General features: G+C 67.5%; 33 protein-coding genes. 25 read left to right on the plus strand and 8 right to left on the minus strand.

The window, feature by feature from the left end; translation table 11 throughout:
- Nucleotides 1-472: 472 nt before the first annotated feature.
- Together G3N61_RS22865 and G3N61_RS22870 are read right to left on the minus strand one after the other, a co-directional pair.
- Nucleotides 473-742, minus strand: a complete 270-nt coding sequence (locus G3N61_RS22865) for a hypothetical protein (protein ID WP_043192018.1) — start codon at nucleotides 740-742, stop codon at nucleotides 473-475.
- A gap of 104 nt (nucleotides 743-846) precedes the next feature.
- The gene (locus tag G3N61_RS22870; RefSeq protein WP_205823651.1) at nucleotides 847-1,662 is read right to left on the minus strand and encodes a family 1 encapsulin nanocompartment shell protein; all 816 of its coding nucleotides are present in this window, start codon (nucleotides 1,660-1,662) and stop codon (nucleotides 847-849) included.
- A gap of 449 nt (nucleotides 1,663-2,111) precedes the next feature.
- Between G3N61_RS22870 and G3N61_RS22875 the strand changes: the two genes are divergently transcribed.
- Nucleotides 2,112-2,501, plus strand: a complete 390-nt coding sequence (locus tag G3N61_RS22875) for a GIY-YIG nuclease family protein (protein WP_205823652.1) — start codon at nucleotides 2,112-2,114, stop codon at nucleotides 2,499-2,501.
- Between the two features lie 131 nt (nucleotides 2,502-2,632).
- Here the strand turns inward: G3N61_RS22875 and G3N61_RS22880 are convergent, their stop codons facing one another.
- Nucleotides 2,633-3,706, minus strand: a complete 1,074-nt coding sequence (locus G3N61_RS22880; RefSeq protein WP_205823653.1) for a Dyp-type peroxidase — start codon at nucleotides 3,704-3,706, stop codon at nucleotides 2,633-2,635.
- A 368-nt stretch (nucleotides 3,707-4,074) separates the two neighbouring features.
- Here G3N61_RS22880 and G3N61_RS22885 point away from each other — a divergent pair, with 368 nt between their 5' ends.
- The 6 genes from G3N61_RS22885 to G3N61_RS22910 all read left to right on the plus strand — a co-directional run bounded on the left by G3N61_RS22885 (nucleotide 4,075) and on the right by G3N61_RS22910 (nucleotide 7,767).
- Nucleotides 4,075-4,446 (plus strand): LysR family transcriptional regulator, encoded by a 372-nt coding sequence (locus tag G3N61_RS22885; RefSeq protein ID WP_089454361.1) that lies wholly within the window; start codon nucleotides 4,075-4,077, stop codon nucleotides 4,444-4,446.
- Nucleotides 4,443-4,892: a phosphate-starvation-inducible PsiE family protein gene (locus tag G3N61_RS22890; protein ID WP_043192008.1), complete on the plus strand. Its 450-nt coding sequence runs from the start codon at nucleotides 4,443-4,445 to the stop codon at nucleotides 4,890-4,892. The genes G3N61_RS22885 and G3N61_RS22890 overlap by 4 nt, the downstream gene beginning before the upstream one ends.
- Nucleotides 4,893-4,946: 54 nt before the next feature.
- Nucleotides 4,947-5,144, plus strand: a complete 198-nt coding sequence (locus G3N61_RS22895; protein WP_043192007.1) for a hypothetical protein — start codon at nucleotides 4,947-4,949, stop codon at nucleotides 5,142-5,144.
- Nucleotides 5,145-5,212: 68 nt separating this feature from the next.
- On the plus strand, nucleotides 5,213-5,668 hold the full coding sequence (locus tag G3N61_RS22900; RefSeq protein WP_043192005.1) for a DUF1269 domain-containing protein: 456 nt from the start codon (nucleotides 5,213-5,215) through the stop codon (nucleotides 5,666-5,668).
- Nucleotides 5,669-5,702: 34 nt separating this feature from the next.
- Nucleotides 5,703-5,951 carry a hypothetical protein gene (locus tag G3N61_RS22905; RefSeq protein WP_205823654.1) on the plus strand — a complete coding sequence of 83 codons (249 nt, stop codon included), beginning with the start codon at nucleotides 5,703-5,705 and terminating at the stop codon, nucleotides 5,949-5,951.
- Between the two features lie 391 nt (nucleotides 5,952-6,342).
- A complete protein-coding gene (locus G3N61_RS22910) occupies nucleotides 6,343-7,767 on the plus strand; it encodes a PLP-dependent aminotransferase family protein (protein ID WP_043192001.1) in 1,425 nt (474 codons plus the stop codon).
- 37 nt (nucleotides 7,768-7,804) lie between these two features.
- Here G3N61_RS22910 and G3N61_RS22915 read toward each other — a convergent pair whose 3' ends face one another.
- The gene (locus G3N61_RS22915) at nucleotides 7,805-8,965 is read right to left on the minus strand and encodes an NAD-dependent formate dehydrogenase (RefSeq protein ID WP_089454363.1); all 1,161 of its coding nucleotides are present in this window, start codon (nucleotides 8,963-8,965) and stop codon (nucleotides 7,805-7,807) included.
- Between the two features lie 238 nt (nucleotides 8,966-9,203).
- Between G3N61_RS22915 and G3N61_RS22920 the strand changes: the two genes are divergently transcribed.
- Together G3N61_RS22920 and G3N61_RS22925 are read left to right on the plus strand one after the other, a co-directional pair.
- On the plus strand, nucleotides 9,204-10,736 hold the full coding sequence (locus G3N61_RS22920; protein WP_205823655.1) for an FAD-dependent oxidoreductase: 1,533 nt from the start codon (nucleotides 9,204-9,206) through the stop codon (nucleotides 10,734-10,736).
- A 37-nt stretch (nucleotides 10,737-10,773) separates the two neighbouring features.
- Nucleotides 10,774-11,151 (plus strand): DUF5594 family protein, encoded by a 378-nt coding sequence (locus tag G3N61_RS22925; RefSeq protein WP_205823656.1) that lies wholly within the window; start codon nucleotides 10,774-10,776, stop codon nucleotides 11,149-11,151.
- A gap of 37 nt (nucleotides 11,152-11,188) precedes the next feature.
- Here G3N61_RS22925 and G3N61_RS22930 read toward each other — a convergent pair whose 3' ends face one another.
- Complete coding sequence (locus tag G3N61_RS22930; protein WP_166959627.1) at nucleotides 11,189-11,407, minus strand: DUF6566 family protein; 219 nt, start codon at nucleotides 11,405-11,407, stop codon at nucleotides 11,189-11,191.
- 134 nt (nucleotides 11,408-11,541) lie between these two features.
- On the opposite strand from G3N61_RS22930, the gene G3N61_RS22935 reads away from it, so the two are divergent.
- The 10 genes from G3N61_RS22935 (at nucleotide 11,542) to G3N61_RS22980 (ending at nucleotide 18,452) form a co-directional block, all read left to right on the plus strand.
- Nucleotides 11,542-12,180, plus strand: coding sequence for an NAAT family transporter (locus G3N61_RS22935; RefSeq protein WP_089454366.1), 639 nt, complete (start codon nucleotides 11,542-11,544; stop codon nucleotides 12,178-12,180).
- 44 nt (nucleotides 12,181-12,224) lie between these two features.
- Nucleotides 12,225-12,689, plus strand: coding sequence for a DUF1269 domain-containing protein (locus G3N61_RS22940; RefSeq protein ID WP_089454367.1), 465 nt, complete (start codon nucleotides 12,225-12,227; stop codon nucleotides 12,687-12,689).
- 460 nt (nucleotides 12,690-13,149) lie between these two features.
- Nucleotides 13,150-14,517, plus strand: coding sequence for a sigma-54 dependent transcriptional regulator (locus tag G3N61_RS22945; protein WP_205823657.1), 1,368 nt, complete (start codon nucleotides 13,150-13,152; stop codon nucleotides 14,515-14,517).
- Between the two features lie 239 nt (nucleotides 14,518-14,756).
- Nucleotides 14,757-16,217, plus strand: a complete 1,461-nt coding sequence (gene rpoN / locus G3N61_RS22950; protein ID WP_205823658.1) for an RNA polymerase factor sigma-54 — start codon at nucleotides 14,757-14,759, stop codon at nucleotides 16,215-16,217.
- On the plus strand, nucleotides 16,214-16,480 hold the full coding sequence (locus G3N61_RS22955; protein WP_241017861.1) for a DUF3008 family protein: 267 nt from the start codon (nucleotides 16,214-16,216) through the stop codon (nucleotides 16,478-16,480). Before rpoN ends, G3N61_RS22955 begins: the two co-directional genes overlap by 4 nt.
- 46 nt (nucleotides 16,481-16,526) lie before the next feature.
- Entirely contained in the window at nucleotides 16,527-16,688 is a 162-nt protein-coding gene (locus G3N61_RS22960; RefSeq protein WP_205823659.1) for a DUF1328 domain-containing protein, read from the plus strand.
- Nucleotides 16,685-17,071: a DUF3022 domain-containing protein gene (locus G3N61_RS22965; protein WP_205823660.1), complete on the plus strand. Its 387-nt coding sequence runs from the start codon at nucleotides 16,685-16,687 to the stop codon at nucleotides 17,069-17,071. The genes G3N61_RS22960 and G3N61_RS22965 overlap by 4 nt, the downstream gene beginning before the upstream one ends.
- A gap of 463 nt (nucleotides 17,072-17,534) precedes the next feature.
- A complete protein-coding gene (locus G3N61_RS22970; protein ID WP_205823661.1) occupies nucleotides 17,535-17,885 on the plus strand; it encodes a hypothetical protein in 351 nt (116 codons plus the stop codon).
- 110 nt (nucleotides 17,886-17,995) lie between these two features.
- On the plus strand, nucleotides 17,996-18,133 hold the full coding sequence (locus G3N61_RS22975; protein ID WP_241017862.1) for a hypothetical protein: 138 nt from the start codon (nucleotides 17,996-17,998) through the stop codon (nucleotides 18,131-18,133).
- A gap of 4 nt (nucleotides 18,134-18,137) precedes the next feature.
- Complete coding sequence (locus tag G3N61_RS22980; protein WP_205823662.1) at nucleotides 18,138-18,452, plus strand: DUF1488 domain-containing protein; 315 nt, start codon at nucleotides 18,138-18,140, stop codon at nucleotides 18,450-18,452.
- Between the two features lie 257 nt (nucleotides 18,453-18,709).
- On the opposite strand, the gene G3N61_RS22985 is transcribed toward G3N61_RS22980, so the two are convergent.
- Nucleotides 18,710-18,994, minus strand: a complete 285-nt coding sequence (locus tag G3N61_RS22985) for a hypothetical protein (RefSeq protein WP_089454450.1) — start codon at nucleotides 18,992-18,994, stop codon at nucleotides 18,710-18,712.
- A 344-nt stretch (nucleotides 18,995-19,338) separates the two neighbouring features.
- Here G3N61_RS22985 and G3N61_RS22990 point away from each other — a divergent pair, with 344 nt between their 5' ends.
- Nucleotides 19,339-19,581 carry a DUF6566 family protein gene (locus G3N61_RS22990; protein ID WP_043191974.1) on the plus strand — a complete coding sequence of 81 codons (243 nt, stop codon included), beginning with the start codon at nucleotides 19,339-19,341 and terminating at the stop codon, nucleotides 19,579-19,581.
- Between the two features lie 117 nt (nucleotides 19,582-19,698).
- Here the strand turns inward: G3N61_RS22990 and G3N61_RS22995 are convergent, their stop codons facing one another.
- The gene (locus G3N61_RS22995) at nucleotides 19,699-20,373 is read right to left on the minus strand and encodes an HAD family hydrolase (protein WP_122950589.1); all 675 of its coding nucleotides are present in this window, start codon (nucleotides 20,371-20,373) and stop codon (nucleotides 19,699-19,701) included.
- A gap of 204 nt (nucleotides 20,374-20,577) precedes the next feature.
- Between G3N61_RS22995 and G3N61_RS23000 the strand changes: the two genes are divergently transcribed.
- Nucleotides 20,578-21,762, plus strand: a complete 1,185-nt coding sequence (locus G3N61_RS23000) for a sugar transporter (protein ID WP_205823663.1) — start codon at nucleotides 20,578-20,580, stop codon at nucleotides 21,760-21,762.
- 53 nt (nucleotides 21,763-21,815) lie between these two features.
- Here the strand turns inward: G3N61_RS23000 and G3N61_RS23005 are convergent, their stop codons facing one another.
- Nucleotides 21,816-22,592 carry a glucose 1-dehydrogenase gene (locus tag G3N61_RS23005; RefSeq protein WP_205823664.1) on the minus strand — a complete coding sequence of 259 codons (777 nt, stop codon included), beginning with the start codon at nucleotides 22,590-22,592 and terminating at the stop codon, nucleotides 21,816-21,818.
- A gap of 184 nt (nucleotides 22,593-22,776) precedes the next feature.
- On the opposite strand from G3N61_RS23005, the gene G3N61_RS23010 reads away from it, so the two are divergent.
- The 4 genes from G3N61_RS23010 to G3N61_RS23025 form a co-directional block, all read left to right on the plus strand.
- Nucleotides 22,777-23,679 carry a LysR family transcriptional regulator gene (locus tag G3N61_RS23010; RefSeq protein WP_205823665.1) on the plus strand — a complete coding sequence of 301 codons (903 nt, stop codon included), beginning with the start codon at nucleotides 22,777-22,779 and terminating at the stop codon, nucleotides 23,677-23,679.
- Between the two features lie 231 nt (nucleotides 23,680-23,910).
- Nucleotides 23,911-24,348: a hypothetical protein gene (locus G3N61_RS23015; RefSeq protein ID WP_205823666.1), complete on the plus strand. Its 438-nt coding sequence runs from the start codon at nucleotides 23,911-23,913 to the stop codon at nucleotides 24,346-24,348.
- Between the two features lie 307 nt (nucleotides 24,349-24,655).
- A complete protein-coding gene (locus G3N61_RS23020) occupies nucleotides 24,656-25,369 on the plus strand; it encodes a helix-turn-helix transcriptional regulator (RefSeq protein WP_043191963.1) in 714 nt (237 codons plus the stop codon).
- 102 nt (nucleotides 25,370-25,471) lie between these two features.
- Nucleotides 25,472-25,680 (plus strand): hypothetical protein (locus G3N61_RS23025; RefSeq protein ID WP_205823667.1); only part of this gene is annotated, 209 nt, incomplete at its 3' end.

Raw genomic sequence — 25,680 nt, forward strand, 5'->3', positions numbered from 1 at the left:
GTGCACGGTCGCGGTCAGGGCGGCAAGCGTGCGTGCCGGGAGGAGCCCACGGCATCGCTTCGACTGCGTTCAAAATAGCGAATCGGCGGAAGCCATCCAAGACACAGTTCCGCCGCGGCCCGGCCGCGAATTGCACCCTCGCATGCGGGTGCGCACGGGTGGCAAGGAGTACAGACGGGCGGGCGCGCGGCGGCACGGGCGTGCGCGGCGGATGCAGCGGGTGAGGGCAGGAGGCGGGAGCGGGCAGGACGCGAGCGGATCGCGGTGCGACATCGGCGCGCAGGGTGCTGCTTGCGGGCGGGGCGGCGGCGATGTGGGAGGACAAGCGCGGCGCAGGCGCCGCAGCGTGTGCGTGCCTCGACCGGCTATGCGCAACCCCACACGCACCGCAGACGATGCGGGTGTGGCGGCCGAAGGCGAGGGCGGGTTGCACGGTCCGGGCCGGACACGGCGCAACCGTGGCGTGCCGCGGTCAGTCCGGGAGGGTCATCGCGAGCCGTTGCCGGGCGATCTGCTTCACGTCGGTTGACAGTGCCGCATTCGGTAGACCATTGGCCCAGACGGAGAATGAATCCTCGATCAGGTTGCGCGTGTCGGGCGGCAACTCCGCCAGGACCAGCGACAGGACGGTGAACAGCACGGCGGTGTCGCCGGCCTGGCTGCCCGCGTTCGCGTCGACCGTCTGCTTCAGGTGGTCGACCGACGCCTGCAGCGCCTGCAATGCCTCATTCGAATCGCTCATCACACACTCCATGCAAGATGGGTTCGATCGGCGACGAACATGCGGCCGGCGGTGCGGCCGGTCGCGCGCGACGCCCGGCGGGCATCGCGCGCGGGCAACCGCGGTCAGGCCGCCGTGCCGCCCTGCGGCGCCACGGCCACCGATGCTTCGCTCGTCAGCATCAGGAACGTGAACGTTTCGCGCAGGTACAGGCGGACGACCTTGTCGGTATGGCTCGTATAGCCGATGGATACGTCTTCCCCGAGATGCAGCTCGTAATCGCCGCTGCGCGTGGACAGCACGCAGCCGCCGCTGATCGCCGGCGCCCAGATGATCTCGCCGCTGACGATCCGCTTGATATGGCCGAGGACCGGATAGCCCTGGTCGCGCGCCTCGCTGAGCGCCGTGTATGCATCCGAACCGAGCACGACCGAGTACGGGCCGTCGACACCGGCGAGCCGCAGCGCCTCGAGCGCGTCGCTGATCGCGTCGGGATACGCGCCGACGTCCGCCGGCAGCGTGAGCTTGCGGTTCGACGTGCCTTCGCGGATGCCGAGAATGCCTGCCGCCTGGTAGCCATCGAAAATCGCGTCGTCTTCGGCGAACGCGAGGCGCTGCGCGGCGTCCTTCGCCGGTTGCCAGTCGGCGTCGCGCGCGCCGCGCTCGACGCTGTCGATCGCATCGCGGCTCAGCTCGAACGGCACCGTCAGCTCGACGATCGTGCGGACTTCGCGCAGCCGCGCATTCACTTGCTCGCGCGGCGCGGCGACTTCGACGAGGTGCCCGGTACCGACGGCCGACAGCTCGGGGCCTTCGGGGCCGTCGACGTCGACGACGCGGCGGCCGGCCACCGATCGTTTGAACGTGCGTGCCACTTCCTCCTCGATTTGTTCCCAGGCGGACGCGGAGATCGGGGCGAGTTCGCGGTGCAGGTTATTCATGGGTTCTTGTTGCCTCACGTCAGCGAAAACACTTCATGGTGGGCCGATCGGCGGAGGGACTGCGCCTGATGTCAGGCAGGCCGATCGCGGGCGAAAATGCATATTAGCAGGCTCTATTGACACCACTGCAGCACAAATCGAAACGACACCGTGCGGTGGCGCAACTGTTATGCAATTCGTGCGGGGGGCGAGGGCGTGCGGATGCGTAGAACGGCGCGACCGGATTGCGGCATCTGGATTCGTGCCGGCGCTGACCGCGCTCGGGCCACGCTCGATCACGCGTCGAACCATTTCCGGTCGACGCACCATCGCGAGTCGTGCATTCTTACGAACATTCATCCAGCCGGGTTTTCGGAAGCCGGGATTGGGCGGCGTGCAGTCGTCGAGGCCGGGTCCGGATGAATCATAGACGCAGCCTATTGAAGCTTCACAACACGTGGAGGTCATCCATGGCACTACAACTCGTCTCGCCCGAAAACAAATACATGCTGAAGGTGGGTGTCATCAATCACGAGGCAGTCATCGGGCATTTGACGCAGGTGTTGAACGCTTTTGCCGCGAAGCCGGAGTACAGCAAGTTCTATATCGGCATCACCAGCGACCTGTACACCCGGCTGGCGAAACACCGGGCCACCAAGCCCGATTTCAAACTGATGTGCCCGATCTACCTGGAAGCGCATATCCAGGTCGAGAACGCGTTCGACCGCCTGGAGCGCAAGGCCATCGATACGTTCCGCAACGGCATCATGCACCCTCGATCCGGTGAACGGCTGCTGGCATGCAGCAACGGCCCGGGCGGGGCGTTGCCGAAGAACTGGCTCTACATTCTGGTCGGCTGATTCGTCGACGCGGAGCGGCAGTCCCGGCGCGGCACGTTCTCTCTGCTCAAGCGCGCCAATCGGCTGAACTGCGGCAATCCTGGCCAAGCCCGGCGCGCGTCTGCGCGCCGGGCTGCCGGCTGCACGCGACCTTACGACGGCACGCCTTTCAGCGAGCCGATTTTCAGCGAACCGTCGCGATGCGGCGTGGCCGACGACGGTTCCGGTTGTGCGGCATCGGCGTCAGCATCCGCGGCCGGCGCCGCGCGATCGGCGAGCGCTTCGAGCAGGTCGGCGGACGGCACGAAGAACAGCGACCCGGTGACCGCGCGGCTGTAGTCGAGCAGGCGGTCGTAGTTGCCGGGCGGGCGGCCGACGAACATGTTCTCGAGCATCTGCTCGATCGGCGCCGGCGAGCGCGCATAGCCGATGAAGTAGGTGCCGAATTCGCCTGAGCCCGGGCGCCCGAACGGCATGTTGTCGCGCAGGATCTTCACTTCCTGGCCGTCCTCGTCGAGCGTGGTCAGCGAGCTGTGCGAGCACGACGGCTTCACGTCCGGCGCGAGCTCGATGTCGGCGAGCTTGGTGCGGCCGATGATGCGCTCCTGCGTCTCGACCGCGAGCGCGTTCCAGCCGGCCATGTCGTGCAGGTACTTCTGCACGATCACGTAGCTGCCGCCCGCGAATTCGTCATCCTCGTCGCCGATCACCGTGAAGTCGACCGCCTCGCGGCCTTCCGGGTTCTCGGTGCCGTCGACGAAGCCGATCATCGCGCGCTGGTCGAAATTGCGGAAGCCGTGCACCTCGTCGACGACCGTGACGGCATCGCCGAGCGCGCCGAGCAGCTGCGTCGCGAGTTCGAAGCACAGGTCCATCGCTTCCGCGCGGATGTGCAGCAGGATGTCGCCCGGCGTCGCGACCGCGACACGCTGGCCCGCGCCGAATTCGCGGAACGGATGCAGCGCGGCGGGGCGCGGGTTGCCGAACAGCGCATCCCAGGCGTCGGCGCCGAAGCCGCACACGCAGGTGAGGTTGCCGCCCGGCACGCGCTTGCCGACCGAGCGCACGAGCGCGGCGATGTCGCCGCACCATGAACGGATCGTGTCGGCGTGATCGGCGCCGGGATTGATCGTCGCCACGAGGAAGATCGCGCTGCGCGTGATCGTGCTGTGAACGTTTTGGGAGAGCGGGGGAGGTGTCTGCATCGTGGCCTGCCGGTCAGTCATGTCGGGACGGAAGTGCCGTGGCGCGCGAAGGCGAACGGTTGAACTGTGTCATGCGACTGTTCTCTTTGTGTCATGCGGATGAAGGACGTTGCGCGGATCTCGCGCAACGGGCCGCAGCGGTGGCGGCCGGCCGCACGGCGCGTGACCTGCCCGCACCGCGTAACGTCGTCGAGCAAGCAATCTAGCAGCTTCGGCCAGTCTTTGGAACACGTATTGCCAATCTGTCATTCGAATGCGTCAAACAGGGCCGGATTTCGTGCGATGCCCGCGCAGCTGTACTCCTGGCGTGCGCGGCGCTGTGCTCTTGAGCGCCGGTGCCGCGTGCAGTAGATTAGGTCCCGCTGCGCCCGCCGACGAGGAGCGTCATCATGAACCTGCTGGAAGCGATGCGTGTGTATGTCGCGGTGGTCGAGCATGGCGGCCTGTCCGGCGCCGCGTCCGAACTGCGGCTCGACGAAGCGCAGGTGAGCGAACGGATCGACGGCCTCGAACGGTATCTCGGCTGCCGCTTGCTGCTGTGCCGCGAGCACGACGATGTCGCCTGCACCGACGCGGGCGACGCGTTCCACGTGTGCTGCCGCCGGACGCTGTCCGCGGTCGAGCAGGCGATCGGCGCGGCTGATCCTCAAGCGCCGGATGGGCCGAACACGCACGATACCGCGCATGCCGCCGCGCGTGATGCGGCTTTCCCGCCGCCGCCCGGCGCCGCGCATGCCTCAACACAGCGACTGTCACCTTGAATACGACCACCATTCCCTGCTCGCCGGCCGAGCGCATTCGCCGCCGCTTCGGCCATTTCCTTCACGCGGCCGAACTGGCCGGGCTGATCGTGATCGGGCTCGCGACTGCGTTCGCGATGACGCAGGAAGCGTGGAAGGTCGTGCTCGCGGGCGAAGTATCGCTGACCGACCTGCTGCTGATGTTCCTGTATCTGGAAGTGCTGGCAATGGACGTGCGCTACCTGCGGCTCGGCCGGCTGCCGGTGCGGTTTCCGCTGTTCATTGCGATGACGTCGCTCGCGCGCGACCTGATCCTGCGCGGTGCGACCGACAGCCCCGAACGGATGCTGATGACGACGTTCGGCATCGTGCTGCTCGCGGTGGGCGTGCTGATCCTGAGTTTCGGCCAGCATCGGTTTCCGGCCGACGTCGACGATGTCGAGGAGGATGCGCATGCGCGCCGGTGACGCACGAGCGGCAAGCCGCATGCATGGTCCATGTCTCTGCAAGGAGGGTGCCGGATGAGCACGCATACCGTTGAAACCAAACAGGCGATCGAACTGCAGCACGCGGCGTCGGACGCGTACCGGCTGGCGCGCGACACGCGCGATGCCGATCCGGTGCTGGCTCGCGCGCCGTCCGTCGCCGGGCTGCAGCGGGCGGCTGCGCACGCGTATGCCGATGCGGCACGTGCACGCGCGGCGGCCACCGGCATCTGAATCGAACCTGGCCGTGCCGCATGTGCGGCGGCGGCTGCAACTGACCATCCAACCGAGCGAGGTGTCGAATGACCAAGCAACTGATCGTCGCCGTGTTCGGCAGCGTCGATACGGCCCGAGAGGCCGCGAACGATTTCGAGGCGCTGTCGGAGAAAGATGAAGGATTCCACGTCGAGAACGGCGTCGTCGTCGAGAAGGACGCGACCGGCAAGCTCGCGGTACTCCACGCCGAATCGCGGCCGTTCAAGGGCGGCGTGATCGGCGCGATCGCGGGCGGCTTGCTTGGCCTGCTGGCCGGGCCGCTGGGCGTGGTCACCGGCATGGCGGCCGGCGCGGGGGCCGGCATTCTCGCGGAAGCGGCCGGCAACGCGCTGCTCGACGGCACGTTCGTCGAGACGGTTGCGGCACGGCTCGTGCCCGGCAGCGTCGCGGTCATCCTGGAAGCGAAGGAAGACACGCCGTTCTCGGTCGACAACGTCGTGACGGGATTCGGCGGCAAGGTCTACCGTCAGGCACTCGATTGAGACCATCCCTTTCGAACGGCTTCGGGAGAACCGCATGCGCATCGATCAATCGTACCGTCGCTTCGACATCGCGGCGACGCTGTCGCCGCTGCCCGGCAACCGCGCGGTCGTCAACGTCGACGTGACGACCGACGATCCGGCCCGCGTCGCCGATCTCGGCACCGGGCAGTTCCTGCAGATCCGCAAGTGGGTCGAGTCGAACGACGTCGCGATGCTGACGGTGGTGTTCGACGAGTGCAAGGTCGCGATCGATCACTACGCGGACAACGTCGACGACGCTTGAGCGCACGCGAGGCCCGCGCATGGCCGGGCTTCGCGTGATGGCTGCCCGACGGCCGTCGGTAATCCGTGATGACGCGCGCCGGGATCGCGCCCGGAGCGTTACCTCGTGCGATCGCGCGAGGCCGTTCGCCGTCGCGTTCCAATCTGTTCACCACGCCGGCCGGATTTCACGTTTCCTCGCCAAACTGTCACTTACATTCGTCGAAATGACGCAGTAGGATGCCGAACCTTGTCTTGATGAGATTCGCATTGCTATCCGCCTTCAATTTCGATAACGGACGAGGTTCGCACCGGGACGCCCGCGCCCGGGCACGGCTATCCGGCTTCGTGCACCGGCGCGGCCATGCCGCCCATGCATCGCAGGCCGGTTCACCGCTGGCGGGGCGAGGCGGATGAAGCTCTACGAGAAATTTGCAAACGACGTAGAGCGACTCATCCGGCAAGGCGTATATCGACACGGCGATCGTGTGCCGTCGGTGCGGCAGGCGAGCCAGCAGCACCGGATCAGCATCACGACCGTGCTGCATGCCTATCTGCTGCTGGAAAGCCGCGGGCTGCTCGAAAGCCGCCCGCAGTCCGGCTATTTCGTGAACCTGCGGCGCGACGACAGTCATGCGCCGGTGCGCGAGCTGCGGCCGTCGAAACCGATCGCGATCTCGTCGTCGGTCGACGTGAGCCGGCTCGTGCTGTCGACGCTGCGCTCGATCGGTACCGACGACGCGGTGCCGCTCGGCTCGCCGTATCCGGATCCGAGCCTGTTCCCGTTCGAGAAGCTGAACCGCTACGCGTATGCGGCCGGCCGCGACAAATCGCTGTGGGGCGTGACGGACGGGCTGCCGCCCGGCCATCCGCGGCTGATCCGGCAGATCGCGCGCCGCTACCTGGAAAACGGGATGTCGGTGGACCCGAACGAGATCATCGTGACGGTCGGTGCGACGGAGGCGATCAACCTGTGCCTGCAGGCTGTTGCGAAGCCCGGCGACACGATCGCGGTGGAATCGCCGACGTTCTACGCGATGCTGCACGCGATCGAGCGGATGGGGATGAAGGCGATCGAGGTGGCGACGCATCCGGAATACGGGATCGACATCGCGGCGCTGGCCGCAATCGCGAAATCGCAGCCGATCGCCGCGTGCATGGTGATGCCGAACTTCCAGAACCCGCTCGGCTTCCAGATGCCCGACGAGCGCAAGCGCGAACTGGTCGAGTTCGCCGCGAAAGCCGATCTGCCGATCATCGAAAATGGCGTGTACAACGAACTGTACTTCGGCAACATGCATCCGAGCACGCTGAAGTCGTTCGACCGCCACGACATCGTGCTGCATTGCGCGTCGTTCTCGAAGAGCCTGACGGCCGCGTACCGGATCGGCTGGGCGTTGCCGGGCCGTTATCGCGAGCAGGTCGAGAAGCTGAAATTCCTGAACACGCTCGCGACACCATCGTTGCCGCAGCTCGCGATCGCGGAGTTTCTCGAACGCGACGGCTATGAGCATCACCTGCGGCGGATTCGCAAGGCGTATGCACAGCAGGCGAACCTGATGCGGACGATGGTGTCGCGGTTTTTCCCGGAAGGCACGCGCATCTCGAGCCCGGCGGGCGGGTATGTGCTGTGGATCGAGCTGCCCGTGCAGGTCGATGCGATGCGGCTGTACCAGCTCGCGCTGGAGCAGGGGATCACGATCGGGCCCGGCTACATGTTCTCGATCGCGGACAGTTACCGGAATTTCATCCGGCTGAACTACAGCAGCCCGTGGTCGCCGGAAATCGAGCAGGCGGTCGTGACCGTCGGCAAGCTCGCCGCCTACTGTCTCGACTGAATGGTCTGCCGCGCGTCGAGCGTCCAGCGTCGCGTCGTCATGTCAGCCGGTACGATTGCGCGCCTGTTCCCGCGAGCGTGCCGCCATCGACGATCAGGTATTCGTTGCGGATCGGCTTGCCGTCGAACCAGCATTGCAGGATCTCCAGCGTGCCGGCCGCGTAGCGTGCCTGCGCGGACAGCGACGTGCCGGAGATGTGCGGCGTCATCCCGTTGAACGGCATCGTGCGCCACGGGTGATCGGCCGGCGCCGGCTGGGGAAACCACACGTCGCCGCCGTAGCCCGCGAGATGCCCGGACGTGACGGCGTTCACGACCGCGTCGCGGTCGACCAGCTTCGCGCGCGCGGTGTTGATCAGGTACGCGCCGCGCTTCATGCGCGCGATCATCGCCGCGTCGAACAGGTGCTCGGTCGACGGGTACAGCGGGATCTGCAGGTTGACGATGTCGACGGCGCTCGCGAGCGACGCGGCATCGGCGTGATACGTGAGCGCAAGTTCCTGCTCGATCGATGCATCGAGCCGGTGGCGCTGCGTGTAGTGCAGATGCAGTCCGAACGGTTTCAGCCGGCGCAGCACCGCGAGCCCGATGCGCCCCGCGCCGACCGTGCCGAAATGCATGCCTTCGACGTCGTAGCTGCGCGACACGCAATCGGCGATGTTCCAGCCGCCCTGCTGCGCGATCGCATGCGACGGCAAGTAGTTGCGCACCAGCGCGAGCGTCGTCATCACCACGTGCTCGGCCACGCTGATGCTGTTCGAGCCGGTGACTTCGGCGACGGTGATGTGCGCACGCGCGGCGGCGTCGAGATCGACGTGATCGGAGCCGATGCCGGCCGTCAGCGCGAGCTTCAGCTTCGGCGCGCGCGCGATCCGTTCGGCCGTCAGGTACGCGGGCCAGAACGGCTGCGAGATCACCACGTCCGCTTCGGGGAGCCGGCGCTCGAATTCGGAGTCGGGGCCGTCCTTGTCGCTCGTGACGATCAGCGTGTGGCCGTGCGCTTCCATGTAGCCGCGCAAGCCGAGCGCGCCGGACACCGAGCCGACGAGTTCGCCAGGCCGGAAGCCGGGCGGGCCGGCGGGCGTCGGCGCGGTTTGACCGTCCGCGTAATGCGTGACGACCGGAATCGCATCGCGCACGTAGCGCGGCGGATAGCCGTCCACGGGATCGGGGTAGAGCACGCACAGGACGGTAGCCATCGGGTAGCACTCCGGGTGACAGGGTGAAGGCGCGCAGCAGGCGGATTGCGCAGGACGCGCGACGTGCGCCGGGGCGGCACGCGTGTTGCGCCGCAGCGTTGGTGACGTTCTACGCCCGTCATGGATCCCGTACAAGCTACAGTCCGTGTTTGCGTGCGCTGCGGGGGCGTCTGTACCTGTTCTTTTCATGAGGGACGCCGATAATGGGATCGTTACCTGACTCTGCGGGAGCGATGTCATGTCCGGAAGCGATTCCTCGTCTTCACGTCCCGATCTCACGCAAGGCATCGCGCTCGACGATCTCGGCGACGGTGCAATGATCGAGGGCCATGTCGGCGATGCCGCGGTGCTGCTGGTGCGCCGTGCCGACGAACTGTTTGCCGTGGGCGCGCAGTGCCCGCACTACGGCGCGCCCTTGGCCGACGGCCTGCTGGAGGGCGACACGATCCGCTGCCCGTGGCATCACGCGGCGTTCTGCCTGCGCACCGGCGAGTTGCTGCGCGCGCCGGCGCTCGACGGATTGCCGTGCTGGCGCGTCGAACGCCGCGACGGCCGCGCCGTCGTGCTCGATGCGCAACCGGCTGCCGTGCCGCCTGCGTTGAACGCGGCCGGCCTGCCCGCATCGGTGGTGATCGTCGGCGGCGGCGCCGCGGCGATCGCGGCCGCCGTGACGCTGCGGCAGGAAGGCTATCCGCATCCCGTCACGCTGCTCACCGCCGATTCCGATCCGCCTTACGACCGGCCGAACCTGTCGAAAGACTATCTCGCGGGCACGGCCGACGCCGACTGGCTGCCGCTGCGTTCGCCGTCGTTCTACACCGATCACCATATCGACGTGCGATGCGACACGCGTGTCGTACGAATCGATCCCGCGCAGCAGGCGGTCGAACTGGCCGATGGCAGCCGCGTCGGATACGGCGCGCTGCTGCTTGCGACGGGGGCCGAGCCGAACCGGCTGACCGTGCCCGGCGCGGATCTGCCGCACGTGTGCGTGCTGCGCTCGCGCGCCGATTGCGACGCGCTGATCGCCAGGCTGAAACTGGCGCGCCGCTGCGTCGTGGTCGGGGCGAGCTTCATCGGGCTCGAAGCCGCCGCCGCATTGCGCACGCGCGGACTCGACGTGCAGGTCGTCGCGCCCGATGCGCTTCCGATGGCGCGCGTGCTCGGCGAAGCGCTCGGCGGCACGATCAAGGCATTGCACGAGTCGCACGGCGTGGTGTTCCATCTCGGCGCGACGCCCGCGCAGATCACGCCGGACAGCGTGACGCTGTCGACCGGCGACGTGCTGCCGGCCGATCTCGTGGTGGTCGGCATCGGCGTTCATCCGAACGTGGCGCTCGCGCAGGACGCGGGGCTGACGGTCGAGCGCGGCGTGACGGTCGACCGCTTCCTTCAGACGAGTGCGCCCGGCATCTACGCGGCCGGCGACATCGCACGCTGGCCCGATCCGCTGACGGGCGATCGTATTCGCGTCGAGCACTGGGTCGTCGCCGAGCGGCAGGGCATCGTCGCGGCGCGCAACCTGCTCGGGCAGCAACGGCCATTCGACGCGGTGCCGTTCTTCTGGAGCCAGCATTACGACCTGACGATCAACTATGTCGGGCATGCGGAGCAATTCGATCGTGTCGAGATCGATGGCGACCTCGGAGCACACGATTGCTCGATTGCGTACTGGCGCGGCAACACGCGGCTCGCGGTCGCGACGATCGGCCGCGATCTCGACAGCCTGAAGGCGGAAGCGGCATTCGAGCGGCAGATTGCCGCCGCGTGACAGCGGCGTGACGACATGATTCGAACCCGGAGGCGAGATGAATCCCGATGTCCGTACACGTTTCGAAACCGAGTTTGCGCCGCGCATCGCGGCGCGCGTGCTCGGCCTGTATCAGCCTGACGAAGTGAGGGTGGACGTCGTGCCGCACGACGGGCAGGGTAGCCCGACCTGTGTCGATGTCATCGGCCTCACGTCGACGATCGGGCTGCCGAACCGGCTGAACGCGCGGCTCGCGTGGCGCGACGACGCGATCGATGCGCTGCTGGCCGAGTCCGACCGCAGCCGCTTCGACCGCTATCTCGCGGCGCTGCCGGTCACGATCGAACGCTGGCAGATGGAATTGCCGGTCGACTTCAGCACGCGGACCCAGCGCGATCGCGAGATCCTGATCGGCGATCTGGATTTCGATGCGTGATTGCGTCGGGTGCAGACCGCCGATGAGCCGCGCGCCGTCAGCGGTCGCGCGTCTTGACGATCACGCGGCCCTGGTCGATGCCGCCGCGCAACGCTTCGTCGCACGTGAGCCATTCGGGTGTGACGAGCTCGGGCGCCGGCAGGTCGACCGGCGCGCCGTCGCGGAAGATCCGCACCTGCGCGACCCACGCGCCGTTCGCGTTGCGCGTCGCATCGACGCGAATTTCGTGATCCATGAAGGTGTCGGTGGCTTGCATCGGTCGGGGCCCTCCGTCATGCGTGATCGCGGTGCGTCGATCGTAGCAGCATGGCGCGCGCCGTGCATCGGAAACCATGCGGAACCTGCGCACGATTCGAAGCACGTTTCGTCGCGCGAGACGGGAGCCAGCCTGTGGCCTTCGACCTGACCTTTTGCATCAAGGTGTTCGCGGCGCTGTTCGCGATCATGAACCCGATCGCGAACATCCCCGTGTTCCTGTCGCTGACGGAAGGCGCGGCGGACGGCGTGCGCCGCAAGGTCGCGCTGACGGCCGCGATCGGCGTGACGGTCGGCTGCATCGTGTCGGCGGTCGCGGGTGGCGCGATCCTGCATGTGTTCGGCCTGACGATCGACGATTTCCGCCTCGCGGGCGGGCTGCTGGTGCTGCTGATCGCGTTGTCGATGCTGCACGGCGCGCCGAGCCGCCAGCATTCGCCGGGCGACGGCGAAGGCGCCGACCCGGCGGCGGCCGAGAGCGTCGCGATCTATCCGCTGACGATCCCGCTGCTCGTCGGCCCCGGCACGATCGCGACGATGATCGTGCTCGGGCACAGCGCGTTCTCGACCGGGCAGGAACTCGCGTTCGCGCTCGGGCTCGCCGCGTTTCTCGTGCTGCTGGCGGTTTCGTTGCTGTCGGCACCGCTGATCGGTCATTACCTGTCGCCGCGCGTGACGGCGGTGACGCAGCGCCTGATGGGGATGATTCTCGCGGCGATCGCGATGCAGATGATCGTCGCGAGCCTGAAGGCCGCGTTCGGGCTGCCGCATTGAGCGCGGCCATCCTGAGCCGGCCGCCTGATTTCACGGAGTGGCGGATGAATACGCTGATTGCATTGTCTTATCCCGACCTCGCGGCCGCCCATCGCGCGCTCGCCGAGCTCGATACGTTGCGTGACCGGCACGTCGTCGCGCTGTCGGGCGTGGCGATCGTCGAATGCACAACCGATGGACAGTTGCGTGCGCATGCGGTTGACCCCGCGCGCACGCCGCCCGGATCGCTGCTCGACAGCGTGGTCGAGCACATCGAATCGTCGCTCGATGCATGGCGCGAGCGGCCGGTGGACGACGCGCTGATCGACCGCGTCGCGCGCAAGGTGCGCCCCGGCACCGTGTCGCTCGGGCTGGCCGCGACACAACTTGACATCTACGCGCTGAGCACGGCGCTCGCACCGTTCGGCGGCGAAGTGATCGACACGACGCTGTCGATCGACGACGAACTGAAACTTGTCGAAGCGATCTCGAAAGCACGCGACGGCGGCAATCATGCTGCGGCCGACTGACTGACGAAGCGCACAAGGGCGCTCGGTGCGCGGCGAGTGAATCGGCAGGGTCTGAAGCGAACGCCGGCCGTCGAGCTGCCGCGTATCGTCCCTCGTGGTTTTCGACATGCGAAAAGTCAGGCCGGAAAGTTTGACCGCATCTGTCGAAGAAGTGCGCAAAAGATGTGATCGGGGCGACTTCACGCCGCATGATTCGCACGAAAACGATGACGTTCTTACCGATTGCGACGCATTGAATCTGGCAATGCGGGTGACCTTCTCGGATAGATTTATTCGATGATGGGCGAATGCGCGACATCGCTCTTCTATACTGACAGGGACTGCTTTTCACGGGAGGACAGCCAGTCCGCACGAGCGCATCGATCGTGCCATGTCGTCGTGCGACCGGCGGCCGGACTTCGCTGCAACCCGCCGCGGCCTCGGCCGACACACGCGCCGGGCCGCTTCACAAGGAGCCACGATGCCCTACGTCCTGATCGTCGAAGACGACGCCGATACGCGGACGATGCTCGCGGCGCTCGCGCGCATGCAGCAGCTGTCGTGCGATACGGCCGCGACGCTCGAAGAAGCACGCACGCTCGTCACGACACAACCCCCCGATCTCGTGCTGTGCGATCTCGTGCTGCCGGACGGCAACGGGATGGAGTTGTTCGATGCGTTGCCGAAGCATTCGCACTGCGAAATGGTGATGACCACCGGCCACGCGAGCCTCGAAACCGCGATCGACGCATTGCGGCGAGGCGCGACCGACTACCTGGTGAAGCCTCTGAACATGCAGCGGCTGAACAGCATCTTCGCGCGCGTGCCGCGCACCACGGCGCTGCACGAGGAAATCGCCGAGCTGCGCTCGGAATTGCAGCGCCTTGGCCGCTTCGGCCGCATGCTCGGCAGTTCACCTGCGATGCAGGCCGTCTACGACGCGATCGGCCGGGTTGCGCGTACTGAAGCATCGGTACTGCTGACGGGCGAATCGGGCACCGGCAAGGAGCTGGCCGCGCAGACGGTGCACGACCTGAGCCTGCGTCGGCGCGGCCCGTTCCTCGCGGTGAACTGCGGCGCGATCGCCGCGAACCTCGTCGAGAGCGAGATGTTCGGCCACGACCGTGGCAGCTTCACGGGCGCGGAGCGCCAGCACAAGGGCTTCTTCGAACGCGCGGACGGCGGCACGCTGTTGCTCGACGAGATCACCGAGATGCCGCTCGAATCGCAGGTCAAGCTGCTGCGCGTGCTCGAGACGGGGCGCCTTACGCGGCTCGGCTCGACGCGCGAGATCGACGTCGACGTGCGCATCGTCGCGGCGACCAACCGCGATCCGGAAGCCGCGATGGCGGACGGCAAGCTGCGGCCCGACCTGTTCCACCGGATCAACGTGTTTCCGATCCCGCTGCCGTCGCTGCGCGAACGCGGCGACGACATCCCGATGCTGGCCGATGCGTTCCTGCAGCAGTTCAACGCCGAAAGCGGCCGGAACCTGCGCTTCGCGCCGGCCGCGCGTGAAGCGTTGAAGACCTATGCGTGGCCCGGCAACGTGCGCGAGCTGCGCAACTTCGTGCAGCGCGCGAGCATCTTCAGCGACACGGACGTGATCGATACGCTGCCGCCGCCGATCATGGACGAACTGTCGAACCTGGCCGATTCGCACGAGGATCGCGTGACCGTGCCGTTCGGCACGTCGCTCGAGGAAGTCGACCGGCGGCTGATCCTCGGCACGATCGCGCAATGCGGTGGCGTGAAGGCGCAGGCCGCCGAAGTGCTCGACGTCAGCCTGAAGACGATCTACAACCGGCTCGCGCAGCTCGAAGACGAAGCGGACAAGCCGGAATCCTGATGCCGCTGCGACGCGCGTGCCGCCTGCCGGATCCGCGTGCGATCGCGGTCGAGCGGGCCGGTGCGCGAAATGCGTGCCCAAAACTTGCCGTGGGCTTGTAAAAAAAACGGTTCCGGCGCGCGCGCGGCCGGGAGCGAACGCGCGCGAACCGCGACGCGTGGCGACCGGCTGGCCTGGCATGAAAGCTGCGTGAATGCTGTATCCGAAGCGAAACCCGCGAAACGTCAGGAGGACCCTCGATGTCCGTCACGCTTGCGCTGCAGATGCGACAGCATCTGGCACTTACGCCGAGGCTTCAGCAGTCGCTGCGGTTGCTGCAGTTGTCCTCGCTCGAATTTCAACAGGAGTTGCGGCAGGCGCTCGATCAGAATCCGTTTCTCGAGGATGGCCAGGGCGACGAGGAGCCTGCGGCCGACGCACCGGGGCAGCCGGCCGATGCCGCTGCACCCGCAGCGGTGCCCGAAACCGACGACGTACGCGTGCCGGAAGGCGAGGTGCCCGAGGTGCCGGAGGTGTCCGAAGTGTCGTTGACGGCGGCACCCGCGCCGCGCGGCACGAGCCGCCAGGGCGAAGATGCCGGCGGCCTGTCGCCCGGCGAATGGCTGGCCGTCGAACCGTCGCTGCACCAGCAGCTGCATGATGCGTTGCGGCTCTATCAACTGAACCGGCGCGACCGCGAAGCCGCGCGCATCGTGATCGACGCGCTCGACGACGACGGCTACCTGCGCCAGGAACTGGCCGAGCTGCTGGCCGCGGCCGACCCCGCGCTATTGTTGTCGGAGCAGGATCTCGCGGTCGCGCTGCGGCTCGTGCAGATGCTCGACCGGCCCGGCATGGCCGCGCGGTCGCTGTCCGAGTGTCTCGTGCTGCAACTCGATGCGATCGCGGCCGGCACACCGGCGCTCGCGGAAGCGAAAGCGATCGCGCGCGAGCATCTCGAACGGCTCGCACGCCGCGAGACGGCCGAGATCCAGCGGCGCATCGGCTGCAACCCGCAGACGCTGCACGCGGCCTGCGCGCTGGTGCGCGGCCTCGACCCGCGCCCCGGCAATCATTACGGCAGCACGCGCGGCGACTACGTGGTGCCCGACGTGATCGTGCGCCAGGTGCGCGACGACTGGATCGTGACGATCAACCCGGCCGTGCTGCCGCGCGCGCGGCTGCACGAACGCTATGCGACGCTGTTCGCGCAGTCGAGCGGCGAGCGCGATTCGCCGCTCGGCCAGCAGTTGCAGGAAGCGCGCTGGCTGATTCGCAACGTGCAGAAGCGCTTCGACACGATCCGGCGCGTCGGCGAATGCATCGTCGCGCGGCAGCGCGATTTCTTCCGCTATGGCGAGATCGCGATGAAGCCGCTGGTGCTGCGCGACATCGCCGAGGAACTCGACCTGCACGAGTCGACCGTGTCGCGCGCGACGGGCAACAAGTACATGGCCACGCCGCACGGCACGTTCGAGTTCAAGCATTTCTTCCCGCGCAAGCTCGAGGCGGCCGGCAAGGGCGTGTGCTCGGCGGCGTCCGCGAAGGTGCTGATCCGCGACATGATCGCGGCCGAGCGGCACACCGATCCGCTGTCCGACGTCGCGCTCGCGCACAACCTCGCGGGGCGCGGCATCCTGCTTGCGCGCCGCACGGTGACCAAGTATCGCCAGGCGATGAAGATTCCGCCGGCCGACTTGCGGCGCCGCGACGCCGCATGACGGTCGCCGGCGAGCGCATCGCGCGCACGTGCCGACCGTCGCGTCGATGTGCGCGCCAACGACAGTCGCGCAATCATGCCAACCCGATCGCAGGCCGGCAGCGTGCGGCAGGCGCCGCGCGGTCGGCCAGGCGCGGCAGGACGAACCACAGGGACATCGAGCCGCCGGAGCAGTCGACGGCCAGGTCGATGAGCGAAAAGGCACGCGAAACAATGGCGTCCATACCGGGGCGCGGCAAACCGGAGCACCAGCACGATGCGTGAACGGCGACGACGTGTACTGACGACGGCGGCCATCCAGGAGGTATCCATGCTGCGATACGCGGTCATCTTCTTCATCATCGCGATCGTCGCGGCCGTGTTCGGCTTCGGCGGCATCGCGGCCGGCGCGGCGGAGATCGCGAAGATCCTGTTCTACATCTTCGTCGTGATCTTCCTCGTCACGCTGCTGCTGGGCATGGTGCGACGATGAGCGGCGCACCCGGCCGGTCACAGCGCATCGCGGAACTCGAGCACGCGCTCGCGAACGGCTTCCCGTCGCAGTCGACCGTCGTCGTGCATGCTGACGACGCATCCGGGCGGCTGACGATCCAGGTGTCGTGGGTGCGCGAGCCAGCCGACGAGGGCGCGCGCGAATGGCGTTGCGCGGTCGATCTGCGATTCGATCCGGACGTGATCACGCGTTATGCATCGCTCGGCGCGGCCGACCGGCTGCGCGTGCGTACGCATCTGTGCGACTGCGCGCGGCGCGCGGTGGACGAACGCAAGCCGCGCGTCGAGGATGCGGCGATCGAGTGCGACGTGACGCTCGACGTGACGCGCGCCGAACTCGACGCGGCATTGCGCGCGCCCTGACACGGCAGCCGCTTGCGGGTTGAGGGGCGACGCGGCGATCCGCGCTGCCGTTGCATTCCCGAACGCGGCGAGCGGACGTCGATGACGATTCCTCCACCCACTGCCCCGATGCTGCCGCTCGCGTGGCGGCTCGGCTGTGCGGCGCAAACGCGTCAGCGCTGGTGCTGACGCGGTCGGCGATACCCGGTCATTGGCGGCGTCGCGGAGATCCCGTGCGCGATCACCGACGACGGCACGACAGCCCCCACGGAATCTTCGCGAGCGGGCGTTTGCCGTGCACGCGGGAAGTGTGGCGGACGGCCTTGCATGGGGGCCATCGAGGCGTAGTACGGACGCTGGCGGCACAAACTGCGTGCCGCGCGGCGCGCATCACCCGTGCGACGAGCCCGTGCCACCAGCGGCATGGACGTTGCTGGAAACGACAGGCAGGACATGCCATCCCGCCATCACGCAGGAGCACATCATGCAATCGCATTCCCGGATCCGGCTGGAGAACGACGAGATCGACAACGACGCCGACGATCTCGATACGACGGTCCATGTCGACGTCGCAACGGGCAGGATCATGTTTCAGGCGGCGTGGGCGGAGGCCGCGGACCCGCCGCCCGAGATCGCAGGCCATTCGGTCGTGCTCGTGCTCGACTGCGACACGATGGAGCGCTATGCGAATCTCGACGAGGGCACGCGGATGCGCGTGCACGCGATCCTGCACGGCACGGTGCAGGATCTGCTCGACCGCTTGCCCGACGAGCACGTGACGCTGACGATCGAGCTGACGAATGCGATGCTCGACGCTGCGCGCCGTCTGCAGTAATCGCATCGAGCGGTCATCCGATACCACCCAAGTGAAGGGGCTTGCAGGCACGCGGCTTGCTGCGCGACCGGTACGGCACGACGCGTGCTGTCACGCCGATGGAGGGTCTTATGAGCGGCAGGCTGGATCATTGCAAGGTAGCCATCGTCGCGGTCGACGGTTTCGAGAAGGTCGAACGCGGCGAACCGTGGCGCGTGCGCGCGGCCGAAGGCGCGCGGGTCGATTGTCTTTCGGCGCGGGGCGCCTGAGACGATGCCGGTCGATTCCCCTCGCCGCGTGACGCTGGTCGACGAGCCGCCCGTGTTCGACGGCGCGGAGATGCAGTTGCGGTTCGTCGTCGACGTCGATGGCGAACCGCAGACCTGCGCGATCACGGTCGAAGCGTTGGAAGATCATTTCGGCGCGCCGTCGGCGCTGGAAGCCGACCTGCGCGATGCGTTCGAACGGGGCCGCGCGCGCATCGAAGCCACCTGCGCGAACGTGCTGGCCGATGGCAACGGCGGCGTGGTGCTGCACAGCGGCGATTTCCGTGCGCCGGCCGGCCGGTTCCGGTCTCGGCGGTCCTGAACCGACTGCCGTTCCCGGCGCGTTGTGCTCCGTTTCCGCGGCGCAGACTCGATCGTCGGGCAATACAACCCGATGAAAGCGCCTGTTGGCCGATCCAGCCGCTGCTGAAAACCGACTATGGAAGCTCGTTTGGCGCGTAAATCGATTTTGCGAGTGCAAAAACGATGACACGCAGGCCATCTTGCACACGTTTGATTTATCGTCGTGCCTGCCGGTGGCTTGGGACTGTCGTTTTTACACGATCGCCGATCCCGCGGTCATCGCGGGCCGATATCCGAGTCGTCGTCGATGCGTTGCAACAGCGCATCGCACCGTTCGCGTAGCGCGTGCAATTCCGGCGAATCGGCGTCGAGCCGCACACGTTCGCCGCTGTCGGGATCGCGGGCCGCGACCGCGATGTCGTAGATCCCTTGCGCGATCGTCGCGGACGCATCCGCGATCCTGACCCGCGCCAGCCATCCGCATTCGGCGTGATGGTGCGCGAGCCATACACGCTGCGCGTCGACGAGCTGCCCGGCCGTGAGCCATGCGCCGGTTCGCATGCGCCCGGCCAGCTGGCGCGTCACGAGAAAGGAGAGCAGATCGGTCGTCGGATTCACGCGAAGCTCCTTGGCGAAGAGGCGGGACGTTCGATCCGCGAGCCGGCTGCGGGAGCAAAGCCGGGAAGGCGTCGGTGCGCGGATCGTCGTCCGGTTGCAGGGCGCTGAACCGCTTCACGGGCACGCGGCGCATGCCGGCCGCGGTTCGACGTACGGTCGGCGCGCAAGCCGCGTGCCGGCCGGTCGGCACCGGGCACGGCGCGTGCGCACCGGGCCGACGGGGCGCGCGGCGATCAGGCAGCGCGCATTTTTTGCATCGTCATCGCAGACTGGTACAGGAGGCCACCGTGCAAAATCAACAGGAAGCACAGGTTCGCGACCCGTATCGCGGGCACGAGATCCGGGTGTGGGCGCGGCGCAACGACAGCGGCGCGTGGCGCGACGAGGTGCAGGTGTATGTGAGCGGCGAGCGCATCGAGCTGGCCGCGCCGGCGGCCGACGGCCCAGACTGGATGACCGAGAGCGAAGCACTGCTCGCGGGCGTCGAGCGGGGCCGCTACCTGATCGACAAGCGTATCGACGACGATTGAGCCGCGCGGTGGCCCGGTGTCGATCCGGCGGGGGCGTGGCCGGTGGTCGTTCGCGGCCTGACCCCACCGACGGCGATCCCGAGAAGGTGCCGTCGGCGAAGGGGCGCCTCGGGCGGTTCAGGGCCGCGCCGCAATCTCGTCGAGATGCCACAGCAGATCGGCCGGATCGTCGTACACGCGCAGCGCACCCGCGCGTTCGAGTTCGTCGCTGCCGTATCCGCCCGACAGCAGCCCGACGCCGAGCGAGCGGCAGCGGGCCGCGGCAAGCATGTCCCAGATGCTGTCGCCGACCACGACCGTGTGTTCGATCGGCACGTTCAGCTGCGCGGCGGCCGTCAGGAACAGGTCGGGATCCGGCTTCGCATACTTGACCTGGTCGCGCGTGACCACGACGTTTTTCGCTGGATCGACGCCGAGCGCCTCGAGATTGATGGCGGCCGTTTCCATCCGCCCGCTGGTCGCGATCGCCCAGCGAATGCCGGCCGCCGACAGCGCGGCCAGCAGTTCGCGCGCACCCGGCAGCGGCCGGACCTGCGCGCGCAGCCGCTGGTACGCGGCCGCATGGAGGCGGGCGAGCCGCTCGACGCGCTCGGCGTCGAGGTCGCCTGAAGTCTCGCGCAGCAGCTGATTCAGGAACAGGCCGCCGCTCATGCCGATCTTGCGGTGGATGCGCCACACCGACAGTTCGATGCCTTCGGCATCGAGCGCTTCCTTCCACGCGAGCACGTGCTGGTAGACGCTGTCGACGAGCGTGCCGTCGAGATCGAACAGAAAAGACGTTTCAATGCGCATGTGAATCTCCTGGCTCGATGGGGTTCGAGCGAACGGGTCGTGAGAAGCCGGTCGGCACATTATCGGCGCGTGGCCGTGTCATGACCATGTCCCGCGGCCATCCCGCGCCGCGCCGTGTCATATGCCGCTGGTACAATCGCGGCGATCGCCGGGCCGGGTTCTCCGCGCCGCGCGCCCCCAACCCTCGTCTCGCCGATTCCAGGTATGGCTACACCGGACGCCGTCAGTTCCAAGCACTCGTGGTGGGGCGTACTGACCCTGGCACTCACCGCCTTCATCTTCAATACCACCGAATTCGTGCCCGTCGCGCTGCTCAGCGCGATCGGCGACAGCCTGCACATGCAGCCGACCGACGTCGGCCTGATGCTGACGATCTACGCGTGGGCCGTGGCCGTCGTGTCGCTGCCGCTGACGCTGGCCACGCGCCATGTCGAGCGTCGCAAGCTGCTGATGGGGGCATTGCTGGTGTTCATCGGCAGCCACGTCGTGACCGGCGTCGCGTGGAATTTCGCGGTGCTGATGGTCGGCCGGCTGGGCATCGCGTGCGCGCATGCGGTGTTCTGGTCGATTTCCGTGCCGCTGGCCGTGCGACTCGCGCCGAGCGACCGGAAAAGCCGCGCGCTCAGCCTGCTGGCGATGGGCACGGCGATCGCGATGGTGGCCGGCATTCCGCTCGGGCGCGTGGTGGGCGAGACGTTCGGCTGGCGGGTCACGTTCCTGATCATCGCCGGTGCGGCCGCTGTCGCGTTGCTGCTGCTGCGCGCCACGTTGCCGGTGCTGCCGAGCCAGGGCGCCGGGTCGCTCAGCAGCATCGGCGTGTTCCTGCGCAAGCCCGCGCTGGTGGCGCTGTACGCGATCACCGTGCTGGTCGTGACCGCGCACTTCACGTCGTACACGTACATCGAGCCGTTCGTCCAGAGCGTCAATCACGCGAGCAGCAGCCGGATTACCTACGTGCTGATCCTGTTCGGCATCGCCGGCATACCGGCCGCGATCTGCTTCAACCGCATCTATCCGCACCGTCCGGACGACTTCCTGCTCGGGTCGATCGTCGCGCTGGCGGGATGCCTGCTGATCCTGTTCCCGTGCGCGCTGAACATCGTCACGCTGTCCGTGCATACGCTGGTCTGGGGCGGCGCGATCGTCTGCTTCGGCCTCGCCATGCAGGCATGGGTGCTGAAGCTGGCGCCGGAGGGCACCGACCTGGCGGTGTCGATCTTCTCCGGGCTGTACAACGTCGGCATCGGCGCCGGTGCGCTGATCGGCAACCATATCGCCGGCGACTTCGGGCTGCCGTGGGTCGGCACGTTCGGCGGCGTGGTCGGCGCGGTGGCGGTCGGGATCGCGTGGCTCGCGTTGCGGCTGCATGCGAGGCAGGCGGTGGCGTAGCCGGCGCCGGGTTGCGGCGAAGGCGGCCACGGCCCGGCCTCGTGCTTCACCGGTCATGCCACCGAGTAACCGCCGTCGGCCACGAGCGCATGCCCTGACACATAGCTGGAATCGTCCGACGCGAGGAACGCGACGATCGTCGCCATTTCTTCGGCGGAGCCCCAGCGTCCTGCCGGCGTCGATGCGGCAAACGCCTGTTGCGCCTCCTCCGACGGCCAGATGCCGCGATGATGGAACGGCGTTTCGATCAGCCCCGGGCACAGTGCGTTCACGCGCACGCCACGCTTGAACCACTCGATCGATGCGGTCTTCGTCATCCCGATCACCGCGTGCTTGCTCGCGATATAGACCGACGCATTCTCGAAGCCGATCAGCCCGCCCATCGACGCGTTGTTGATGATGCTGCCCGACCCCTGCCGCAGCATGATTTCGGCGGCGAACTTCATCGAATTGAATACGCCGCGCACGTTCGGTTCGAACACCCTGTCGAACCGCTCGGCATCCTGCTCGAGCAGCGGCGCGAACACGCCTTCCGTGCCCGCATTGTTGAACGCGATGTCGAGGCGTCCGTAGGTCTCTACTGCGAAATTGAACAGCTTGCGCAGATCGTCTTCGTTCGCGACGTCCGCGACGAAGGCCTTGGCATCGCCGCCGGCGGTGATGATTTCGTCGACCAGTTGATCGAGCTCGGGCTTGCGCCGCGCGGAGACGACGACCTTCGCGCCGCGACGCGCGAGTTCGATTGCGGATGCGCGGCCAATGCCGGAACTTGCGCCCGTCACCAGGGCGATGCGGCCGTCGAGTTGGACCGGTTTCGTGCTTGCGTTCATGATGAGATGCTCCAGAGTGATGGATGAAAGCGCCGCATGTGGCTAAGTCGAATCGATTGCGATGCACGCTTGATGTGCATTGTGGTCGCTCGCCCATCGTAAAAAAATGGAACAATGACGCATTCAGAATTCCCGTTTCGGGAATGAAAAGCGCGGCCGCCTGTGCGTGCCAGGAGGGTTCTCCATGCTCAACCGACTCGACATCCTGAAGATCTTTTCCGCGGCTGCCGCGGCGCCCACGTTCCGCGAGGCGGCCGCGCGTCTGGGCGTATCGCCGCAGGTCGTGACGCGAGCGGTGCGCGAACTGGAAGAGATGCTCGGCGAAACGCTGTTTCACCGGACGACCCGAAGCATCCGGATCACCGCGTTCGGGCAAGCGTTCGCGCGTGACGCGCAGACGGCGCTGGCCGCCGTCGACGGGCTGTTCGGGCCCGCGACCGGCCAGGCCGACGAGCCGGTGGGCGTCGTCAGGATCACGGCACCGTCGGGCATGGGGCGTCGTTACGTCCAGCCGATCCTGAGCGATCTCATGCGGCGCTATCCGGGGCTCGTGCCCGACCTGAGGCTGTCGGACGTGCCGTCGCCGGTGGTCGACGAACAGATCGACATCGGTGTGTGCGTCGGGGCGATCGGCGACAACCGCTTCGTCGCGCGCATGGTCGGGCCGTTGCCGATGTGGATCGTCGGCGCGCCGTCGCTGATCCGGCGGCTGGGTGAGCCCAAAAGCCGCAAGGACCTCGAATCGATGCCGGTGACGTGCCTGATCGACCGCGCGAGCGGGCGGGCGTGGCCGTGGATGTTTCGCGGGGAGCACCAGTTCGTCCCGTCGTCGCCGGCGTATCTGACCGACGACACCGAGGTAGAGATCGAGGCCGTGTGTGCGGGGGTAGGGTTGGCGCAGTGCTCGGAGTATCTCGTCCGGCCATATATCGACAAGGGGCGCCTCGTGCGGCTGCTGCCCGGCCTCGAGCCGGAGCCGTGGAAGCTGCACGTCTATCGGCCGCGACGCGGGCCGATGCCCCGGCGCATCCGGGTCGTGTACGACGAGCTGGTGGCGAAGCTTGCGGACGCAACGTGGCGAGGGTAGCCGGTGCGGGCGCGCTGCCCGGTCGCTGATCGCGTTGATGCGAAGCGGCGTCACCCGCCGATCGACGGCATCGGCACACCAGAGCAGCAGAAACGTGTGCCGCGCTCGGCCATCCAGCCAACGGCGGTCGCGCCATTCACCGCAAGACACGCGGCAAGCCGACATATTGCGGCATCATCATGGTGCCGCCGCACCCGCATTCGGTGCCCGATATTCGACTGGAGACTGTGCATGCCGATACCCCGGATTGAAACCCGCGACGCGATGGGCGATCCCGATGTGGTCTATCTCAACCCGGATCACGTGCTGTGGATGTCGCAGCCGACCGCTGCGCAGCGGCGGCCGGGCGGCACGGCCATTCGCGTGGACGACCGCGTGAAGGGCGGCTCGTTGCTGATGGCCGACAATCCGCCGGCCGCTCGACTGCTGCAGGATCTCGGGCCGTTCGTGACGGTGACGCTGGCGAACCCGTCGTCCGACTACCCTGACGGTCTCGTGCATGTGCGTGCGCGTGCCATCGTCAAGATCGCGACGGACGACCACGACAAGCCGCTCGCCGAGCGCACGCTCGGCTGGGTCCACGTCCAGGACGGCTCCGCCTTCAAGGTCAGGGATTACGCCGGCGTGGCCGCGCAATGGCAGGCGTCGGTGGCGGCTGCCGGCCGCTGACCGGGTCTTCACGCGTGCGCCATGACGCAGCGGCCCGTCGTGCCGCAGTTGGCCGGCCGTGGTTCTCCCCGGGATACCGGCTGCCTGGCCTCGTGCGCCGGGGCGACCGGCCCCGGTGCTGGATGGCCGGGGCGAACCCTGCGCCCGCTCGGTGTCGTATTCGATAAGCGATACGCGACGCGTCGATCAGCCGGGTAACATGGCGCATCGTGACGAACCCGTGCTCGTTCGGGCCTGAGTCGCGGAATCGCTCGTCGAAGCGCTCGATACAGGTGTTCTCCACCGGCTTGCCGAGGAACCGTCCGCCATGAACCTTGCCGTGTCCGATATCACGCCGGAGGAACTCCGGCTGTTCGGCGACATCGTCGCCCGCCTGGAGGAACTGGGGCCGGTCGTCGATGTGAGGACGGTCGTGCTGCCCGCGATCACGCAGCTGCTTCGCGCGGATTTCGCCGCATCGTTCGATTGCGACGAGCAAACCGGCCTGTGGCGCAACGGGTTCGCGTACAACGTCGATCCGTTGCAGATCGCCCGGTACGAAGCATGGTTCCAGCATATCGATCCAGTGACGTCGCATCTGCGTGCGCGCCGCGTGGCGACCTGCGTCGACGAGGTGGTGAGCCGGCGCGAGCTGGAGCAGACCGAGTTCTACAACGATTTCCTGTGCCGCGACGGCATGCACCACGGCATCAACGTCTACGCGTTCGACGGCGCGACGCACGTCGGCGACCTGCGCATCTGGCGCGCACAAGGGCGGCCCGATTTCACCGAACGCGACAAGCTGCTGCTGAACGGCATCGAGCCGTTTTTCCGGCGCGCGCTGCTGCGGCGGCGCCACGCGTGCGCGGGGCTGACCGAGCGCGAGAGCGACGTCGCGCGGCTCGTCGCCGCCGGTTATACCGACAAGGACGTCGCGCGCACGCTCGGCATTGGGCTCTCGACGGTCCGCACGCATCTGCGGCGCGTGATGGCGAAGAAGGGCGTCGCCAACCGCGCGAGCCTGGCGGCCGCGCTGGCGTGACCGGCTGCGCGGCCGTCGGCCGGGGTCATCCATTGTGATGATGGGCGTCAAAATCGGCGCGCCCTACCTTGTGACGATCCCCTGTCACGAGGACCGACGACGATGCCCACCCTGGGACACCTGACGCTCACCGAAGCCCGGCACGCGCTCCTGCGCCGGGAGTTTTCCTGTGTCGAATACGCGTACGCCATGATCGAGCGGCACGCACGCTGGCGCTACCTGAACGGCTTTACGTGCGTCGACGATGCGCGGCTGCTCGCCGAAGCGGCCCGCTGCGACCGCGACCTCGCGACGGCGACGACCCCGCATGC

It is taken from the genome of Burkholderia sp. Ac-20349 (assembly GCF_017104865.1).
Lineage (GTDB): Bacteria > Pseudomonadota > Gammaproteobacteria > Burkholderiales > Burkholderiaceae > Burkholderia > Burkholderia aenigmatica.